The organism is Arthrobacter sp. 8AJ, from assembly GCF_902506025.1.
In the GTDB taxonomy this organism is placed as follows: Bacteria; Actinomycetota; Actinomycetes; order Actinomycetales; family Micrococcaceae; genus Arthrobacter.
In genome coordinates this window covers 319,455-337,595 of sequence record NZ_LR733289.1, presented here as the reverse complement: position 1 = coordinate 337,595, position 18,141 = coordinate 319,455, and the positions used below count along the sequence as shown (strand labels likewise).

Below are 18,141 nucleotides of genomic sequence, written 5' to 3'. Positions count from 1 at the left end.
AAGCAGGAAACCCTTGACATCCCATGTGAGCTGAGACACCCTGTTGCATATAGTAATGCGCGTTGCTCATAGCGAAGCAAATTCCATCACCCGGTCAGGCGGATTCCAGCAGCAACCAGGAGAACCCAACATCATGAGCGCATCACCCCGCGTCGTCATCATCGGAGCCGGCATCGTCGGTACCAACCTCGCCGACGAGCTGGCAAGCCGCGGCTGGAACGACATCACCGTCGTCGAACAGGGTCCGCTGGAGCTCGCAGGCGGCTCCACGTCGCACGCCCCAGGCCTCGTGTTCCAAAACAATCCGTCCAGGACCATGACGGAATTCGCCACGTACACCGTCAACAAGCTCCTCGCCCTGGGCAAGGACGGCCAGTCCTGCTTCAACCAGGTGGGCGGCCTGGAGCTGGCAACCACTCCGGAGCGCCTGGCCGACCTCAAGCGCAAGATGGGCGTCATGACCTCCTGGGGTGTCGAAAGCAGGATCGTCGACGCCGACGAATGCGAAAAGATCTACCCGCTGCTGAACACGGGCAAGCTCACCGGCGGCCGCGAGGTCTTGGGCGGCCTGCTCATCCCCACCGACGGACTCGCGCTGGCGGCACGGGCCGTGCAGCTGCTGATCGAACGCACGCGCGAGCGCGGCGTCACCTACCGCGGGTCCACCACCGTCACCGGCATCGCCCAGGAGGGCGGCAAGGTCACCGGCGTCGAGACCTCCGCGGGCGTGATCCCTGCCGACATCGTGGTGTCCTGCGCGGGGTTCTGGGGCCGTGAACTCGGCCGGATGGTGGGCCTGGAGGTGCCTCTGCTGCCGCTGGCCCACCAGTACGCCATCACCACACCCCTTGCCGAACTCGAGAACGTCAACGAGCTTCCGAACGGCGCCAGCAAGCCGATCCTGCGCTACCAGGACAAGGACCTGTACTACCGCGAATGGGGCGACCGCATAGGCATCGGCAGCTACGCCCACCGCCCGATGCCCGTGGACATGTCGGCACTGCCGGAGGTCTCTGCCGAGGACATGTCCGACCACCGCATGCCCTCCCGCCTGGACTTCACCCTCGAAGACTTCGTGCCCGCATGGGAGGACAGCCAGGACCTGCTGCCGGCACTGCGCAGCACCGAAATCCAGGACGGTTTCAACGGCATCTTCTCCTTCACCCCGGACGGCGGCCCGCTCATGGGTGAGGCACCGGACCTCGAAGGCTTCTTCGTGGCCGAGGCCGTCTGGGTCACGCACTCGGCCGGCGTTGCCAAGGCCATGGCAGAGCTGATCATCGACGGCCAGCCGCAGACCGACCTGCACGGCTGCGAGCTGACCCGTTTCGAGAAGGTGCAGACCTCCGACGCGTACGTCAGCGAGACTTCACAGCAGAACTTCGTGGAGATCTACGATGTCATGCACCCGCTGCAGCCCCGCGAATCGCCGCGCGACCTGCGCGTCAGCCCGTTCAACGTCCGCCAGAAGGAACTCGGGGCTTTCTTCCTGGAGTCCGCCGCCTGGGAACGCCCGCACTGGTTCGAGGCCAACCGCGGACTCCTGGCCGAACTGCCGGAAGAATGGCAGGCGCCCGAGCGCGACGACTGGTCCGCCATGTTCCACTCCCCCATCTCCGCCGCCGAAGCCTGGAAGACGCGCACCGCCGTCGGACTTTTCGACATGACGCCCCTGAAGCGGCTCTCGGTGGTGGGCCCGGGCGCGCAGGCACTGCTGCACCGGCTCAGCACGGGCAACATCGCCAAGAAGCCGGGTGCCGTGACCTACTGCCTGCTGTTGGCGGACGATGGCGGCATCCGCAGCGACGTGACCGTGGCCAGGCTCGCGGAGGAAGAGTTCCAGCTGGGCGTGAACAGCAATGTGGACTTCGATTACCTCCGGGTGGAGGCCCGCCGGCAGTCAGCTGCCGATCCCGCCCAGTGGGTGCATGTCTCCGACATCACCGGCAGTACCTGCTGCATCGGCCTGTGGGGCCCGCTGGCCCGGGAGGTCATCGGCAAGGTCTGCCTGGATGACCTGACCAACGACGGCCTGAAGTACTTCCGGACCAAGGAGATCTCGGTGGGCGGCATCCCTGTCACGGCGATGCGGCTCTCCTACGTAGGCGAACTCGGCTGGGAGCTCTACACCACCGCCGAATATGGGCTCAAGCTCTGGGACCTGCTGTTCGAGGCCGGCCGGGAGCACGGCATCATCGCTGCAGGACGCGGCGCCTTCAACAGCATGCGCCTGGAGAAGGGCTACCGGCTTTGGGGCACGGACATGACGTCCGAGCACCACCCCTACCAGGCCGGCCTGGGCTTCTCGGTGGCCAAGGACAAGACCGGGTTCGTAGGCGCCGAGGCACTGGCGGTCCGCAGGGAACAGCCGGCAGCCAAGACGCTGCGGTGCCTGACGGTCGACGACGGCACGTCGGTGGTGCTGGGCAAGGAACCGGTGTACGTGGCCGGGGAAGCCGTTGGTTACGTCACCAGTGCGGCGTACGGCTTCACCGTCCGCAAGCCCATCGCCTATGCCTGGCTGCCCACGTCGGTGACTGAAGGCGACTCCGTGGAGATCGAGTACTTCGGCCGGCGCGTAGCCGCCATCGTCAGCGCAGAGCCGCTCTTTGACCCGGGCATGGAGCGCCTCCGCGGCTGACCTGTCCCGGCGGTTGAGCCGACGAAATCTGGTGGTTTGGCCTGCTTGAGACCGGCAGGCCCAACCACCTTTTTCGTGCCCTCTGGATGGTGCCATCCGAATGTCAGACCCCCTTGCCATGATGGGTTTATGGGGAAGGCAGCGGTGGTGAGGGCGTTTGGGGAGATCCGTGCTGCCCTTGCGGTGCTGAATGCTGAGGTGGACGGGGCCGGTGCGGTGCCTTTTTCTGCGGCTGACCCGTTGGCTGGTTTGGCGGATGGTTGCCTGGAGATTCTGGCCGGGACCCGGGAGGTTGAAGCCGGGATCGCTGGGTTGAAGGCCAAGGCTGCCGTTGCGTATGCGGAGAGCGCCCACGTTGTTGCGGGGCCGGATGTTCCGGTACGGGCGCAGGAGATGGCGGTCGCGGCGGAGATCGGATGCGTGCTGGCCTTAGGACCGCGGGCGTCGTCGTCGTTCCTGGTCACCTCCTACGCTGTCACGGCGACGTTGCCGCGAACGCTGGAGGCGTTGCGGGCCGGGGCGATCTCCTGGAGCCACGCGGTGGTGATGGCGGACGAGACAGCGTGCCTCGATCCTGCCGGCGCTGCGGCGTTGGAAGCCCATTTCCTGGACCCGGACGCACCAGCCCCGGCGAGGGGGTGCCCGGTGGGGCAGTTGCCGGCGCACCGGTTCAAGGCCAAGGCCCGGACCTGGCGGGAACGCCACCAGGCCGGATCCATCGAAAAACGCCACGCCAAAGGCGTCGCTGACCGGCGGGTGGAGTTCCGGCCGGACCAGGACGGGATGGCCTGGCTGTCCGCGTACCTGCCCGCGGACCAGGCCCTGGCCGGGTGGAACCGGCTCACCGCGGCCGCCCGGGGCATGCAGGGACCGGACGAGCCCCGCAGCATGCCCCAACTCCGGGCCGACACCTTCACCGATGCTCTCCTTGACGGCGGCAACAGCACCGGCAACGGTGCCGGCGCCGGAACCGACCAGCCGTCGTCGGGTATCCGGGCGCAGGTGCTGGTCACGGTCCCGGTGTTCTCCCTGATGGGCCAGACCGATGAACCGGCGGTGCTGGACGGGTACGGTCCCATCCCACCCTCAATGGCCAGGGCACTCGTCGCCTCCGGTGCGGGCTCGTTCTACCGGGTGTTGGTGGATCCTCGGGACGGGGCTCCGTTGGAGATCGGCCGGACAAGCTACCGGGTCACCGGCGGGATGCGGGCGTGGCTGCGGATGCGGGACGGCAAGTGCCCGTTCCCGGGCTGCAGCAACAACTCCCTGGACAACGACGCCGACCACATCCTCGCCTGGGCCAACGGCGGCCCCACCGGAATCAGCAACCTGGGACAGCCCTGCCCGAAACACCACAAACTCCGCCACACCACCGCCTGGAACCCCACCCCCGCCACCAAGAACGAACCACCCGGCTGGACCTCACCCACCGGCCGCCACTACCAAAGCGAACACCAGGACTGGGAACCACCACGCTGGCCGAATCTCCAAAACCGCGGCTGGGCACCAGAGGAAGGCAGTCCGCTTGGCGCTGTTCCGGATCTCGTTCACTTCCCGCTATTCCCGGCAGAAGATTGGCTGGACCGGGTCCTGCACCCGCCATCCGCCTGAGACGGCGAGGTTAATGCGGCCCTGTCCAGGCCTTGCATGCTGTCTGGTGCCGGTGCTTGGCTGGTGTCATGGCTGATGAAGAGGTAGCGAAAAACCTTCCAGACGACGAGCACCTGCGGAAGAATGTGGCGCCCGGGTCTGAGGAGCCACCGCAGGACGTCCAGGAGGACCAGTTCGCGCCAGGCCAGACGAATGCCGGGCAGCAGGTAGCCGGGCTTGCCTCAGCCAGCGGCTATGGCAAGGACCCGGACCCGGAAGCCGGTCCAGACGGGAACCACCCAGTGTAAAACCTGGTTGGGCCAACAGCGACGGCGACACCCGGCACCTGCGGGACTGCCGCCGTCGTTAGTCTGCGCACCGGCGCAGCCAACCCGCCGCGGTGGGGCTAAGAGTGCGTTCCGGCCAGCGCCCCCGCGGACTCTTCGGCCACCGCTGCCCCGCCCCGATGCGGCTCGAAGCGGACGAACATTGCCTTGAAACCCGGCGTATTGGACACGCGGGCCACGTTTTCCTTGTGGACCAGTGCGTTGGCCTCCGGGAAGTACGCGGCGGCGCAGCCCCTGGCAGTTGGGTACGCCACCAGGCGGAACTTGTCCGCCCTGCGGTCCACACCCTGGAACGTGCTCACTACATCCACGAGTTCGCGGTCCTGGAAACCCGATTCAGCGAGGTCCTCCGGGTGGATCAGGATCACGCGGCGGCCGTCGGAGATGCCGCGGTAGCGGTCGTCCAGGCCGTAGAACGTGGTGTTGTACTGGTCGTGGCTTCGGATGGTCTGCAGCACCAGGTGGCCCGGCGGCGGCGTCAGGTACTCAAGGGGGCTGACCGTGAACCGGCCGCGGCCGATGTCCGTGGCGAAGGAGCGGGTGTCGCGCGGCGGGTTGGGCAGCACGAACCCGTTCTTGGTGCGGACCCGGGCGTTAAAGTCCTCGAACCCCGGCAGGACGCGGGCGATGTGGTCGCGGATCACGTCGTAGTCCTCGGCCATGCCGCGCCAGTCCACGGAGTGGTCCGGGCCGAAGGTAGCTTCGGCCATCCGGGCCACGATCACGGGCTCGGCGAGCAGGTGCTCGGAGACCGGCGTGAGGCGTCCCTGGGTGGAGTGGACCACGGACATGGAGTCCTCCACGGACAGGAACTGCGCCCCCTTGGGGTGCTTGTCGTCCTTGTCGGTCCGGCCCAGCGTGGGCAGGATCAGCGAGGTGCGGCCGTGCACAATGTGCGAGCGGTTGGGCTTGGTGCTGATGTGCACGGTCAGCCCGATCCGCTGCATGCCCGCTTCCAACGCTTCAGTGTCGGAGCACGCCAGCGAGAAATTGCCGCCCATGGACACGAAGACGTCCACCTCGTCGCGCTCGAACGCCTCCATCGACTCAACGGCGTCGTAGCCGTGGTGCCGCGGGGATGAGATGCCGAACTCGGAATCGAGTGCCGAGAGGAGCCATTCCTTCGGCTTTTCCCAGATGCCCATGGTCCGGTCGCCCTGGACGTTGGAGTGCCCGCGGACGGGGCAGGCGCCGGCGCCGGGTTTGCCGAAGTTGCCCTGGAGCAGCAGGACGTTGACCATCTCCTTGATGGTGTCCACCGAGTGCGGCTGCTGCGTCACGCCCAGCGCCCAGCAGAAGATCGAGGCCTTGGACGCCACCAGCATCCCCGCCACCTTCTCGATCTGCGCGCGGGAGAGGCCCGTGGCCGTCTCGGTCTCATCCCAGTCGAGGGTGCGGCGGGCGTCTCGGTAGGCGTCGAACCCCTCCGTCTGCGCGGCAATGAAGGAATGGTCGACGACGGTTCCCGGGTTTTGTTCCTCAGCCTCCAGGAGCAGGTGGCCCAGCGCCTGGAACAGCGCGAGGTCGCCGCCCACCTTGATCTGCAGGTATTCGTCGGCGAGCGGGGTGCCGCCGCCCACCACGCCCGAGATGGTCTGCGGGTCCTTGAAGTTGAACAGTCCGGCCTCGGGCAGCGGGTTCACGGCCACCACCTTGCCGCCCTTGTCCTTGCACTCCTTCAGCGCAGAGAGCATGCGCGGGTGGTTGGTGCCGGGGTTTTGACCGACGACAAAGATCAATTCGGAGTCGTGGATGTCGTCGAGGGACACGGTGCCCTTGCCGATGCCGATGGTCGGGTTCAGCGCCGATCCGGAGGACTCATGGCACATGTTGGAGCAGTCCGGCAGGTTGTTGGTGCCCAGGGCCCGAGCGAACAGCTGGTACAGGAACGCGGTCTCGTTCGCGGTGCGCCCGGAAGTGTAGAAGACGCTGCGGTCCGGGGTGGTCGCCCGGAGGTGCTCTCCGATCAGCTCGAAGGCGTCAGCCCAGGAGATCGGTGAATAGTGGGTATCACCCTCGCGGATCACCATCGGTTCACTGAGCCGGCCCTGGTTCCCCAGCCAGTACTCGGTCTTCCCTGAGAGTTCGGCAATGGAGTGGTTGGCCCAGAACTCCGCGCCCACGGTCCGCAAGGTGTTCTCCTCGGCCACGGCCTTGGCACCGTTCTCGCAGAACTCGGCAGTCTTGCGCTTCTTGTCCGACTCCGGCCACGCGCAGCCGGGGCAGTCGAACCCGCCGCGCTGGTTCAGCCGGAGCAGGGAATGTGCCGTGCGGGTCACGCCTGCCTGCGCCACCGCGCGCTCCAGTGCCACCATGACGGCCTTGACGCCGGCGGCCTCGGTCTTGGGCTTGTGGACTTCGAGGTTGTCCTCGTTGATGTCCGCGACGGGGGCAGGCTGTTTGCCGAACTTCATTGTTCCAACTTCCTCGCCGGCACCCGGGAACTCCCGTGACGGCTCAATTGTTCATTTGCAGTGGAGGCGCGCCGGAATCCCGGCGCGCCTCCAGGGCACTCGTTGCCGATTTCCGCTACTCCGGAACCTTCGCCAGCGTTTCCTGCTCCGCCGCGATGGTGGTGTCCCCGCCATGGCCGGTGCGGACCACGGTCTGAGCCGGAAGCGTCAGCAGGCGTTCGCGGATGGAAGTCAGGATGGTGGGGTAGTCACTGTAGGACCGGCCGGTGGCACCCGGGCCGCCATTGAACAGCGTGTCCCCGGTAAATACCGTTCCTTCGCTTTCGAGGTAGAAGCAGGTGGACCCCGGGGAGTGGCCCGGTGTGTGGATGGCCCGCAGCGTTGCCCCGCCCACCTCGAACACGTCCCCGTCGGAGTGGTAGCGGTCCGGCTTGGCGTCCGGGTAGACCTGCTCCCACAACACCAGGTCCTCCTCGTTCAGGACGATCGGGGCTCCCAGCGCGTCAGCAACCTCCCGGGCGGCACCGATGTGGTCGTTGTGCGCGTGGGTCAGCAGGATGGCCTTGACCTTCCGGCTGCGTACCTGGTTGATGATCGCGGCGGCATCGTGGGGCGCATCGATAATGACGCATTCCTCGTCGTTGCCCACGATCCAGACGTTGTTGTCCACGTCCCAGGTGCCGCCGTCGAGCGAGAACGTGCCCGAGGTGACCAGGTTCTCAATGGTGACGGCCATCAGACCCCCACCGGGCTGACTTCAACAACGGAACGCAGGACCTTACCCTCGTGCATCTTGCCGAAAGCCTCCTCCACCTGGTCGATGGTGATGCGCTCGGAGACGAACGCGTCCAGGTCCAGGTTGCCCTGCTTGTAGTGGGACACCAGCATCGGGAAGTCCCGGGAGGGCAGGCAGTCCCCGTACCAGGAGGACTTCAGCGATCCGCCGCGGCCAAAGACATCCAGCAGCGGCAGCTCCAGCTGCATCTCCGGCGTCGGCACACCCACCAGGACCACGCGGCCGGCAAGGTCGCGGGCGTAGAACGCCTGCTTGTACGTTTCGGGACGGCCGACGGCGTCAATCACCACGTCAGCGCCGTTGCCTCCGGTGAGGGCCCGGATGGCCTCCACTGCGTCCTCCTGCTTGGAGTTCACGCCATGGGTGGCGCCGAGGGACTTGGCCATCCCGATCTTGTTGTCGTCGATGTCAACGGCGATGATCGTCGTCGCACCCGCCAACTTCGCGCCGGCGATCGCGGCGATGCCCACACCGCCGCAGCCGATCACTGCTACGGATTCCCCGCGCTTGACCTCGCCGGTGTTGATCGCGGCGCCAATGCCGGCCATGATGCCGCAGCCCAGCAGGCCCACCGCGGCCGCGTCGACGTCGGGGTCCACCTTGGTGCACTGCCCGGCAGCCACCAGAGTCTTTTCCGCGAAGGCACCGATGCCCAGCGCCGGGGAGAGGACCGTGCCGTCCTCCAGGGTCATTTTCTGGGTGGCGTTGTGGGTGTTGAAGCAGTACTGCGGCTGGCCCTTGGCGCACGCCCGGCACTCGCCGCACACGGCGCGCCAGTTCAGGATGACCCGGTCACCCGGCGCCACGGACGTCACGTCCGGACCCACTGCAGAGACCACACCGGTGGCCTCATGGCCCAGCAGGTACGGGAAATCATCGCCGATGCCGCCCTGCTTGTAATGCAGATCCGTGTGGCAGACACCGCAGGTCAGGATGTCCACCAGCGCCTCCCCCGGGCCCGGATCCGGCACCAGGATGGTCTCCAGCGACACCGGGGCGTTCTTCTCCCGGACAACGACGGCTTGAACTTTATGGACCATGGTTCTTGTGTTCCTTTCCTGGATCCGGCCGGATCCGGTGAGTCGGCACCAAGTGCCAATCTAGCCGACATGCCACCTCCGGGGACCACGTCATTGCCGCAAAGCTGGACGCGCGTCGAATTGCGCATGGCACAACTTGTTGCGCATAGTGCTCACAGCAGAATATGACACTGGCCACACTTTGTATCAATAGATATATCAGTTACAGCCTTCGTGGCTATCAGGATCGAGTCCTGGATTCGGCGCGTGTCTCCAGGGACGGACGGCGACGGACCCGTTACACCCGCTGTTTCGTCCGGCAGTAGGCTGGATGTCATGGCTTTTCACGAAACCCCTGCCGAGCGGCGCGAAGTGACCGTCCGCCGCGCACCCAAGTACGTTCCTTTTTTGATTGTGGGTGCCCTGGCAGGCATTATCGCCGCCGCAGTGGTGGCTTACGCGCTGCCCGGCGACGCAACCTTCGACCCCGGCGCCGTCTTCGGATTCTTCATGGTGATGTTTGCGGCTGGCGGCGCCCTGCTTGGCGCCCTGCTGGCGCTGGTCCTGGACCGCCGCAGCGTGAGGCGGCAGGAACGGGCCGTCGTGGAGGCCGTCCCGGACTCGGAACCGGACACCGATCCCCAGGGCTAGCCGGGTCACAAACTGAAGCGGGGGAAAGTCATACCCCATAACGTGCGATAATCGATCAGTGGCACGCGGCGATGGCAAACTTTCCCATGATCTTCTTCCCGGCGAAAAAGGACCCCAGGATGCCTGTGGCGTCTTCGGTGTTTGGGCACCCGGTGAAGAAGTAGCAAAACTTACCTATTACGGGCTGTATGCACTGCAGCACCGCGGTCAGGAGTCGGCTGGCATAGCCACCAGCGACGGCAAGCGGATCAACGTCTACAAGGACATGGGCCTCGTATCCCAGGTCTTCGACGAGACCACGCTGAACACCCTGACCGGGCATCTGGCCGTGGGCCATTGCCGCTACTCCACCACCGGCGCCAGCCACTGGGCCAACGCGCAGCCCACCCTGGGCGCCACCTCCACCGGCACGGTGGCCCTGGCGCACAACGGCAACCTGACCAACACCGCCGAACTCAACGCCATGATCACGGAGCGCAACGGTGGGCAGCTCACCGGCGAAATGAAGCAGGGCAACACCTCGGACACCGCACTGGTCACCGCACTGCTGGAAGGTGAGCCGGGCAAGAGCCTGGAAGAGACCGCCACCGAGCTTCTCCCCAAGATCAAGGGCGGCTTCTGCTTCGTCTTCATGGACGAAGGCACCCTTTACGCAGCCCGCGACACCTACGGCATCCGCCCGCTGGTCCTGGGCCGCCTGGAACGCGGCTGGGTTGTCGCCTCCGAACAGTCCGCACTGGCCACCGTGGGTGCCAGCTTCATCCGCGAGATCGAGCCCGGCGAGTTCATCGCCATCGACGAAGAAGGCGTGCGGTCCAAGAAGTTTGCAGAGCCGACGCCGGCCGGTTGCGTTTTCGAGTACGTCTACCTCGCCCGTCCGGACGCCGCGATCGCCGGCCGTTCCGTCTACGAGTCCCGCGTGGAGATGGGCCGCCAGCTGGCCCGCGAAAACACCCACGAAGCGGACATCGTCATCCCCGTCCCGGAGTCCGGCACCCCTGCAGCCGTGGGTTACGCCGAGGAATCCGGCATTCCGTTCGCACACGGCTTCGTCAAGAACTCCTACGTGGGCCGTACCTTCATCCAGCCCTCGCAGACCCTCCGCCAGCTGGGTATCCGGCTCAAGCTCAACGCCCTTGAGTCCGTGATCCGCGGCAAGCGCGTGGTGGTGGTCGACGACTCGATCGTCCGCGGCAACACCCAGCGGGCCATCGTCCGGATGCTCCGGGAGGCCGGCGCCGCCGCCGTGCACGTCAAGATCTCCTCCCCGCCGGTGCAATGGCCCTGCTTTTACGGCATCGACTTCGCCTCCCGCGCCGAACTGATCGCCAACGGCGCCACCATCGAAGAGATTTCGCAGGCCATCGGCGCCGACTCGCTGGCCTACATCTCCGAGGACGGCATGATCGGCGCCACCCGGCAGCCGCGCGAACGCCTGTGCACCGCCTGCTTCACCGGCAAGTACCCCATCAAGCTTCCGGACGCGGACAAACTGGGCAAGAACCTCCTGGAGCGCACCGACCTGGGCGGCCTCAAGCCCTCCCCGGCGGCCCTTCCCGGGGAAACGGCCGCCCTGGCTGTCGACGCCACCGAGGACCCGGCGGAAAAGGCCGGCGCCACGGGCTGCGATCCCGGCCCCGACTCCGAATTCGAGAACCTGCTGACCGAAGCCGACCTCGTGCCCGACGTACACGCCGCCACCAGCGCCGACAAAAAGGACTCCGTATGACCTCCGCCAGCCCCGCCGCAGACAACGCCGGCATCACCTACGCGTCCGCGGGCGTGGACGTCGAAGCCGGGGACCGCGCCGTCGAGCTCATGAAGGATGCCGTCAAGGCAACCCACAACTCCTCGGTGATCGGCGGGGTGGGCGGCTTCGCCGGCCTCTACGATGTCTCCAGGCTGCTGACCTACAAGAAGCCGCTGCTGGCCACCTCCACGGACGGCGTCGGCACCAAGGTCGCCATCGCCCAGGCCATGGACATCCACGACACCATCGGGTTCGACCTGGTGGGCATGGTGGTGGACGACATCGTGGTGGTGGGCGCCGAGCCCCTGTACATGACCGATTACATCGCCTGCGGCAAGGTGGTCCCCGAGCGCATCGCCGGCATCGTCCGTGGCATCGCCGCTGCCTGCTCCGTGGCCGGCACAGCCCTGGTGGGCGGCGAGACCGCCGAGCACCCCGGCCTGCTGGGCGAACACGAATACGACGTCGCCGGTGCAGCCACCGGCGTCGTGGAAGCCGATGCGCTGCTGGGGCCGGACCGCGTCCGCGCCGGCGACGTCGTGATCGGCATGGCCTCCTCCGGCCTGCACTCCAACGGCTACTCCCTGGTCCGCCGCGTCATCAACCACGCCGGCTGGGCCCTGGACCGCCAGGTCTCCGAACTGGGCCGCACCCTGGGTGAGGAACTCCTGGAACCCACGCGCGTCTACGCGGCCGACTGCCTGGACCTGGCCCGTACCTTCCCGGTCAGCGCCGGCGCGGCCGTCCACGGTTTCAGCCACGTCACCGGTGGCGGCCTTGCCGCCAACCTGGCCCGCGTCCTCCCGCAGGGCCTGGTGGCCACGGTGGACCGTGCCACGTGGGAACTGCCCGCCATCTTCAAGCTGGTGTCCGAGCTGGGCAACGTTCCGCTGGCCGACCTGGAACGTACCCTGAACCTCGGCGTGGGCATGGTGGCCATCGTGTCCCCCGACGCCGCGGATGCCGCCGTCGCGCGCCTGAACGAACGGGGCCTGCCGTCCTGGATCATGGGCACGGTCACCGAGGACTCAGACTCCATCCTCAAGTCCGGACCTGACTACGTCCAGGGCGCCAAGGGTGTGGACGGCGGCGCTGTCCGCCTGGTCAACGCCTACGCCTAAAGCTTTCTTTGAGTGCTCCCCTCCACCGGCGGGGAGCACTTGGCGTTTAAGCGGCGGTCTGGATCAGGTTGAGGACGCCGCCCTGCGGGTCCCTGATGGTGGCGAGTGACCCGTCGGCGGGACGCTCGTCCGGCTCGACGAGGACCTCTCCCCCCGCTGCCTGGACGGCCGCTGCCGCCGCGGCAACGTCTGCCGTGCCGAAGTAGATCTGCCAGTCCGCTTCGTCGCCCTCATCGGCAGGGATGATCCCGGCCACCTCATTGCCGTCGACGAGCAGCGTGCTGTAGCTGCCGCCGTCGTCCTGCGGGTACTCGGTGACCTCATGCCCAAAAAGCTGCTGGAAGAAGCCGACGGCGGCCTGGGGCTCGGGCGTGAAGAGTTCCGCCCAGGCCAGCGCGCCCGGCTCGTTGAATAATTGGCTGCCGTAGTGGCTTCCTGCCTGCCAGATGCCTGTGGTTCCGCCTCCGGGAGGGGCAAGGAAGCCCAGAACACCGGTATCGCCCACCGTCTCCGGCCCGAATTCGGCGGCCCCTCCTGCGTGGGCAGCCTCCTCCAGTACATCCGCAGCGTCTGCGGCGGCGAAGTAGACGTTCCATTTTGCGGAGGTGCCGGCCTGCAGCTGCAAGGGGCTTTGCGGTGCAATAGTGGCCACCAACCGGCCACGGATAAAGGCCTGCGCGTAGCTGCGGCCGTCCGGGGTGGGAAAGTCCTGGAACGTCCAGCCGAAGAGCCGCCCGTAGAAGTCCTTGGCAGCCGCAACATCCGGGGTCTGCAGATCCGCCCAGCAGGGTTCGCCGTGACGGTATCCCTCAACTAATGCCATGCAGGCAAGGCTACACGGACCCCTTGAGCAGCAAAGGGGTGAGGGGCACAATAGCCTCCACACAACTGGGCTCAGGGATCAGCGGCATCATCGGGAAAACGTCGATCCGGAACGGGAGAACACATGGCCGGCATCGTAGATATCAATGGACACCCGACATGGTTGGAGGACCGCGGCGGCAATGGCGCTTCACTGCTGCTGCTGCACGGCGGCCTCAGCAACAGTGATGCCCTTCTTGGCACTATTGGCGCCGGACTCGCGGAACACTACCGGCTCATCGCCTTCGACCGCCCCGGCCATGGATACACCGCCGACACCGATGCCGACTTCCACTACAGCGATATGGCGCGGGAGGCAGTCAGCGTCCTCGAGAAGGTGGCCGCCGGCCCCGCCCACCTCGTCGGCTGGAGCGACGGCGGCATCATTGCCCTCCTCGTGGCACTGGCGCGGCCGGACCTGGTGGCGAAAATGGTGGTCATCGGCACCAACTACCACGTGGACGGGCATCCAGCCCGTTGACATGGACCCGGACTCGCCGGTGTTACAGGAGCTTGGCCGGGCCTACGCCGAGCGTTCTCCTGACGGACCCGGGCATTTTGAGGCGGTAGCCCGGAAAGGCATGCAGCTGATCAGCACCGAGCCTTCGCTCACTACGTCCCAAATCTCGAGTATCCAGCAGCCGGTGCTGGTGGCGGTGGGGGACGACGACATTGTGACCCTGCCGCACACCATCTCCCTGTATGAGGCTTTGCCCAATGGGCAGCTGGCGGTGATTCCGGGGCGTCCCATGGCCTGCCGCTCGAGCAGCCTGCCACGCTCACCAGCCTTATGCTCCCATTCCTGGCAGCCGAAGGTCCTCCCCGGACGCTCATGCCCGTCAGGCGCCGCGCGCATTAGCCGGGAACGGCAAAAGGTCCATTGGGGCACACCGGAAACAGGTGTGGCCCAACGGACCTTTTTTGACTGCGGTCAGCACCGATAGCGCTGCAGAAGAAGCAGCGAGGCGAAGATTATTGAGACCGGCGTGCACTGCCTAAAGAGGCAGCCGCTGCCGGCGACAACTAGCCGATGCGACGGTTGTCTACCTCGTCGTCATCGTCATCCAAATCATCCGCGTACTTATCCACATAAGCCGAATAGTCCGGTTCAACCGGCTCATTCGAGTAACGGCTCGTCGAACGACTGCCCGGACCCGTCAGCTCACGCTGAAGTGCCGAATAGTCAGTGTTCGGGGAGTAGTACTTAATGTCCCGAGCCTGCTTGGTAGCTTTTGCCTTTTGACGGCCGCGCCCCATGGCGTGACCCCCTTTTGTACTTGGACCGGAGGTGGTCACCTTGGCGATCGGTGAGGCCCCGGAATGTTTGGTCAATTTGTCGTACACCTAGATTACATGCTTTCGGCGGGCCCTGCTTGCCGCCTCATGGCCCGGACGCCCGCGTGGGGTAACATCACGCACCTGCGCCCGCGGGATTCCGGGATTTTTCTTCGGTAGAGTCACTTAAGAACTGCCGATTTTGTGTGGCCTTTGGCGAGCCGCGGTACCAAACCCAGGAGGATGCGCACCCGTGAACCACCAGGACATCCCGCCGAAACCAGCCTTGCCACCGCGGACCGGAAGCCTGCCAATAGTCAAGGGCGGGGACGCCGGTTCGGCGCCCGCTCCGGAGTCTGTAACCTGGTCCCAGCCGCGCCAGGATCCCGGGCCGGAAAGGCGGGCCAACAGGAGGCCTGCGTTCTGGAAAGCGTTCCTCATCGTCGTCATCCTCGCCGTGGCCGGCTCGCTGGCATGGCTCGCCGTGTGGCTGAACTCCGCTCCCGGCACCGACACTGCAAAAAGCGCAGCGCCGGGCGTGCTGCAGACCGCCGTCACTCCGCCGGCCACTCCCCAGCCCCTGCCCCGCGACGGGGTTGCGCCGGCAGCCTACGCGGTAGGTGACTGCTTCAAGGACTTTGATCCCCAGGCCCTGGCGTCCACGGTGGTGCCCTGCGACACGGGCCATTCGGCGCAGTTGGTGTCCACGCTCCACTACCCGGACAGCGCCAAGTATCCGGGGGCTGACCCGCTCAAGGCCAAGGCGCTGGAAGTCTGCCAGGCAGCGAAGCTCGGCCCGGCGGCCAAGCAGTTCCAGCTGAACTACCAGCGCAGCTTTCCCAGCAACACCAGCTGGGAGTCCGGGGACCGCAGGGTGGATTGCTACGTCACTGCCGACGGCGGCAACGTGATCAACGCGAGCGTGCTGCCCTGACGGTCAAACCGCCAGGGCCGCACTCCCCAGCCCTGCAGGCCGGCTAGTCCTTCCGCCGCACTGAGAGGCCGGAGCTCGGGGCACCCGTCAGCGTGTCGACGTTGCCCTCGGTGAGTTCGCCCAGGTCAGCGGCGGTGTCAACCACCACGGTGTCGCCGTCGCTGATCCCACCGGCAAGGATGGCCTTGGCCAGCCGATCGCCGATCTCACGCTGCACCAGGCGCCGCAGTGGCCGGGCGCCGTAGGCGGGGTCGTAGCCGGACAATGCCAGCCACGCCTTGGCGCCGTCGGTGACTTCCAGGGTGAGACGCCGTTCGCGCAGCCGCCGCCCCAGCTCTTCCACGTGCAGCTCCACAATGTGGGCCAGTTCGTCCACCGTGAGGGCGTCGAACAGCACCACCTCGTCGAGCCGGTTGAGGAACTCCGGCTTGAAGGATGCGTTCACCGTGGCCATAACGGCGTTGCGCTTGGCCGTGGCGTCCAGGGACTGGTCCACCAGGAACTGGCTGCCCAGGTTGGAGGTCAGCACCAGGATCACGTTGCGGAAGTCCACGGTGCGGCCCTGCCCGTCGGTGAGGCGGCCGTCGTCGAGCACCTGCAGGAGGATGTCGAACACCTCGGGGTGCGCCTTCTCCACCTCATCCAGCAGCACCACGGAGTACGGACGGCGGCGGACGGCCTCGGTCAGCTGGCCGCCTTCCTCGTAGCCCACGTATCCCGGAGGGGCCCCCACCAGGCGGGCGACGCTGTGCTTCTCGCCGTACTCGGACATGTCGATACGCACCATGGCGCGTTCGTCGTCGAACAGGAAGTCCGCCAGCGCCTTGGCCAGCTCGGTCTTACCGACGCCGGTGGGGCCCAGGAACAGGAAGGAGCCGGTGGGGCGGTTGGGGTCGCTGATGCCGGCCCGGGCACGGCGTACCGCGTCGGACACTGCGGTCACGGCCTTGGCCTGGCCGATCAGGCGCCGGCCCAGCTCCTCTTCCATGTGGAGCAGCTTCTGGCTTTCACCCTGCAGCATGCGGCCGGCCGGGATACCGGTCCAGGCGGAGATGACCTCTGCAATGTCCTCCGCGGTGACTTCCTCCGCCACCATCTGCGCGGACTTGTCCGTCACGGCGGCCTCGGCTTCCGCGGCGGCGTTCACCTCGCGTTCAAGGGCCGGGATTTCCCCGTAGAGGATCCGGGACGCAGCCTCCAGGTCGCCCTCGCGCTGGGCCTTGTCAGCGGCGGAGCGCAGTTCGTCCAGCTTCGCCTTCAGGTCACCCACCCGGTTGAGGCCGGCCTTCTCCGCTTCCCAGCGGGCGTTCAGGGCCGAAAGCTCCTCTTCCTTGTCCGCCTTGTCGGCGCGGAGTGCCGCGAGCCGCTCCACGGATGCGGGATCGGATTCTCCGGACAGTGCCAGTTCCTCCATGGTGAGGCGGTCCACCTGGCGCCGCAACTGGTCGATCTCCTCCGGAGCGGAGTCGATTTCCATGCGGAGGCGGGACGCTGCCTCGTCCACGAGGTCGATGGCCTTGTCCGGAAGTTGACGCCCTGTGATGTACCGGTTGGACAGCGTGGCGGCGGCTACCAGGGCTGAGTCGGCGATGGAAACCTTGTGGTGCGCCTCGTAGCGCTCCTTGAGGCCGCGGAGGATGCCGATGGTGTCCTCCACGCTGGGCTCGCCCACGTACACCTGCTGGAAGCGGCGTTCCAGGGCCGCGTCCTTTTCGATGTTTTCGCGGTACTCATCCAGGGTGGTGGCACCGATCAGGCGGAGTTCGCCGCGGGCCAGCATGGGCTTGAGCATGTTGCCGGCGTCCATGGAGGAATCACCGGTGGCGCCTGCACCCACCACGGTGTGGATCTCGTCGATGAACGTGACCACCTGCCCCTCGGAGCCCTTGATCTCCTCGAGGACCGCCTTCAGCCGTTCCTCGAACTCGCCGCGGTATTTGGCGCCGGCCACCATGGACCCAAGGTCCAGGGAGATGAGCGTCTTGCCGCGCAGGCTTTCCGGGACGTCGCCTGCCACCATCCGCTGGGCCAGGCCTTCGACGACGGCGGTCTTGCCCACGCCGGGCTCGCCGATCAGCACCGGATTGTTCTTGGTGCGCCGGGAGAGCACCTGCACCACGCGGCGGATTTCGGAGTCGCGCCCGATCACGGGGTCCAGTTTGCCGGCGCGGGCCATGGCGGTGAGGTCCGTTCCGTACTTCTCCAGGGCCTGGAAGGTGTTTTCGGGGTCCGGGCTGTCCACCTTTCGGTCGCCGCGGACTCCGGGGAGGGCAGCGAGCAGAGCCTCCCGTGAGGCACCGGCTTCACGCAGCAGGCGCGCAGCAGCATCATTGCCGGCGGAGAGGCCCACCAGGAGCACCTCGGTGGAAACGAAGGAATCGCCCAGCCGGTCCGCTTCCTCCTTGGCGTGCTGGATGGCCTGCAGGGCGGGGCGGGACAGCTGCGCCTGCTGGCTGGAGCCGCCGGAAGTGGCGGGCAGGGCCTTGATGGCGCTGCTGGCCTGGACGCTGACGGCATCCGGGTCCGTGCCCGTGGCCTTGAGGAGTGCGACCGCCACACCCTCCCGCTGGTCCATCAGCGCTTTGAGAAGGTGGGCCGGTTCCACCTGGGGGTTGCCGGCCGTCGAGGCGTTCATTGCCGCCGCGGAAAGAGCCTCCTGGCTCTTGGTGGTGAATTTGACGTCCAAAGAGAGCTCCTTTCGGGGGCTTGTTGACTAAGTTGAGTGTACTACGCTCAACTTTG

At 66.6% G+C, this 18,141-nt stretch carries 14 protein-coding genes; 8 read left to right on the top strand and 6 right to left on the bottom strand.

Annotated features, from left to right (window positions below; all coding sequences use genetic code 11):
* Positions 1-133 precede the first annotated feature (133 nt).
* The 3 genes from BACI349Y_RS01595 to BACI349Y_RS01585 all read left to right on the top strand — a co-directional run bounded on the left by BACI349Y_RS01595 (position 134) and on the right by BACI349Y_RS01585 (position 4,539).
* Positions 134-2,641 (top strand): GcvT family protein, encoded by a 2,508-nt coding sequence (locus BACI349Y_RS01595; RefSeq protein ID WP_159629849.1) that lies wholly within the window; start codon positions 134-136, stop codon positions 2,639-2,641.
* Between the two features lie 129 nt (positions 2,642-2,770).
* Positions 2,771-4,252, top strand: coding sequence for an HNH endonuclease signature motif containing protein (locus BACI349Y_RS01590; protein WP_159629847.1), 1,482 nt, complete (start codon positions 2,771-2,773; stop codon positions 4,250-4,252).
* Positions 4,253-4,320: 68 nt separating this feature from the next.
* On the top strand, positions 4,321-4,539 hold the full coding sequence (locus BACI349Y_RS01585; protein WP_159629845.1) for a hypothetical protein: 219 nt from the start codon (positions 4,321-4,323) through the stop codon (positions 4,537-4,539).
* 98 nt (positions 4,540-4,637) lie between these two features.
* Here BACI349Y_RS01585 and BACI349Y_RS01580 read toward each other — a convergent pair whose 3' ends face one another.
* The 3 genes from BACI349Y_RS01580 to BACI349Y_RS01570 form a co-directional block, all read right to left on the bottom strand.
* Positions 4,638-6,992 (bottom strand): FdhF/YdeP family oxidoreductase, encoded by a 2,355-nt coding sequence (locus tag BACI349Y_RS01580; protein ID WP_159629843.1) that lies wholly within the window; start codon positions 6,990-6,992, stop codon positions 4,638-4,640.
* A gap of 115 nt (positions 6,993-7,107) precedes the next feature.
* Positions 7,108-7,728, bottom strand: a complete 621-nt coding sequence (locus BACI349Y_RS01575; protein WP_159629841.1) for an MBL fold metallo-hydrolase — start codon at positions 7,726-7,728, stop codon at positions 7,108-7,110.
* Positions 7,728-8,828, bottom strand: a complete 1,101-nt coding sequence (locus BACI349Y_RS01570; protein ID WP_159629839.1) for an S-(hydroxymethyl)mycothiol dehydrogenase — start codon at positions 8,826-8,828, stop codon at positions 7,728-7,730. The genes BACI349Y_RS01575 and BACI349Y_RS01570 overlap by 1 nt, the downstream gene beginning before the upstream one ends.
* A gap of 315 nt (positions 8,829-9,143) precedes the next feature.
* Here BACI349Y_RS01570 and BACI349Y_RS01565 point away from each other — a divergent pair, with 315 nt between their 5' ends.
* From BACI349Y_RS01565 to purM, 3 genes are read left to right on the top strand one after another with little or no spacing between them, the layout of a single operon-like run.
* Complete coding sequence (locus BACI349Y_RS01565; protein ID WP_159629837.1) at positions 9,144-9,458, top strand: hypothetical protein; 315 nt, start codon at positions 9,144-9,146, stop codon at positions 9,456-9,458.
* Positions 9,459-9,516: 58 nt separating this feature from the next.
* The gene (gene purF, locus BACI349Y_RS01560) at positions 9,517-11,187 is read left to right on the top strand and encodes an amidophosphoribosyltransferase (RefSeq protein ID WP_159629835.1); all 1,671 of its coding nucleotides are present in this window, start codon (positions 9,517-9,519) and stop codon (positions 11,185-11,187) included.
* Positions 11,184-12,329 (top strand): phosphoribosylformylglycinamidine cyclo-ligase, encoded by a 1,146-nt coding sequence (gene purM, locus BACI349Y_RS01555; RefSeq protein WP_159629833.1) that lies wholly within the window; start codon positions 11,184-11,186, stop codon positions 12,327-12,329. Before purF ends, purM begins: the two co-directional genes overlap by 4 nt.
* 46 nt (positions 12,330-12,375) lie before the next feature.
* Here the strand turns inward: purM and BACI349Y_RS01550 are convergent, their stop codons facing one another.
* The gene (locus tag BACI349Y_RS01550; protein ID WP_159629831.1) at positions 12,376-13,152 is read right to left on the bottom strand and encodes a VOC family protein; all 777 of its coding nucleotides are present in this window, start codon (positions 13,150-13,152) and stop codon (positions 12,376-12,378) included.
* Positions 13,153-13,275: 123 nt separating this feature from the next.
* On the opposite strand from BACI349Y_RS01550, the gene BACI349Y_RS01545 reads away from it, so the two are divergent.
* A complete protein-coding gene (locus BACI349Y_RS01545; protein ID WP_159629829.1) occupies positions 13,276-13,671 on the top strand; it encodes an alpha/beta fold hydrolase in 396 nt (131 codons plus the stop codon).
* Between the two features lie 542 nt (positions 13,672-14,213).
* On the opposite strand, the gene BACI349Y_RS01540 is transcribed toward BACI349Y_RS01545, so the two are convergent.
* The gene (locus BACI349Y_RS01540; RefSeq protein WP_159635036.1) at positions 14,214-14,447 is read right to left on the bottom strand and encodes a DUF3073 domain-containing protein; all 234 of its coding nucleotides are present in this window, start codon (positions 14,445-14,447) and stop codon (positions 14,214-14,216) included.
* A 271-nt stretch (positions 14,448-14,718) separates the two neighbouring features.
* Between BACI349Y_RS01540 and BACI349Y_RS01535 the strand changes: the two genes are divergently transcribed.
* Positions 14,719-15,399: a septum formation family protein gene (locus tag BACI349Y_RS01535; RefSeq protein ID WP_159629827.1), complete on the top strand. Its 681-nt coding sequence runs from the start codon at positions 14,719-14,721 to the stop codon at positions 15,397-15,399.
* 43 nt (positions 15,400-15,442) lie between these two features.
* On the opposite strand, the gene clpB is transcribed toward BACI349Y_RS01535, so the two are convergent.
* The gene (gene clpB / locus BACI349Y_RS01530) at positions 15,443-18,085 is read right to left on the bottom strand and encodes an ATP-dependent chaperone ClpB (RefSeq protein WP_159629825.1); all 2,643 of its coding nucleotides are present in this window, start codon (positions 18,083-18,085) and stop codon (positions 15,443-15,445) included.
* Positions 18,086-18,141: the final 56 nt, after the last annotated feature.